We start from the raw sequence: 752 nt of genomic DNA, 5'->3' as shown, positions 1-752 counted from the left end.
TTCAATTTTCTTAAAAGACTGGCAACGCGTTATGGTCAATGGTTTTATTTTGATGGCATGCGTATGCAGTTTGGGCAACTAAAAAGTTCTAAAGTTAAACTCATCAACGGCGCGTCTATGCATAAATTTAAGATTCAGGCTAATATGACTTCGCACGCCATATCGCTTGGGGGTTATGATTATAAAAATGCAGATGGTATTCGCGATATTTCACAAAAAACAACCACAGGAAGCAGAGACAGTCTTTCCACTATAGTAGGTTTTAATCAAGGCATAGTAACCGAAACTGAATTAAGAATTGGCTCTTATACCAACAACGCCCAAAACAAAGACGAACTACAAGAAATGATTACCCTGCAAACAGCAGGAAGCGATGCAAACAGCGTGTATTATAGCGGAATATCTTATTTCCCGTTAGGATTAGGACAAACCTTTACGATTGTAAACGGAGTTGTAGAACACAATTTAGTTTGTATAGAAGCCACACATCACTCAGAAGTACATGGTAGTTATACCTGCGAATTTAAAGCGATTCCTAACGATGTTTCTGCACCACATTATACCAATACAGCTGTTTTTGCGCATGCAGAAACTCAACCCGCAAAAATAAAAGACAATAACGACCCCGAAGGACTTGGACGTGTAAAAGTAGAATTCTTTTGGGGAATGGGAACCAAGACAAGCCAATGGATGAGAATGATTCAGCAACATGGCGGAGCAGGAAAAGGATCTTATTTTATACCCGAAATTGG

At 39.2% G+C, this 752-nt stretch carries 1 protein-coding gene; it reads left to right on the top strand.

All coding sequences use genetic code 11. The features are described 5' to 3' along the window. The coding region (locus tag IW18_RS22540; RefSeq protein WP_041520469.1) for a phage baseplate assembly protein V at window positions 1-752 on the top strand (752 nt) is incomplete at both ends.

The sequence above is a fragment of the Flavobacterium hibernum genome, from assembly GCF_000832125.1.
Lineage (GTDB): Bacteria > Bacteroidota > Bacteroidia > Flavobacteriales > Flavobacteriaceae > Flavobacterium > Flavobacterium hibernum.
Note: the sequence above shows the minus strand (reverse complement) of the source record. Positions and strands in the feature narration are given on the sequence as shown.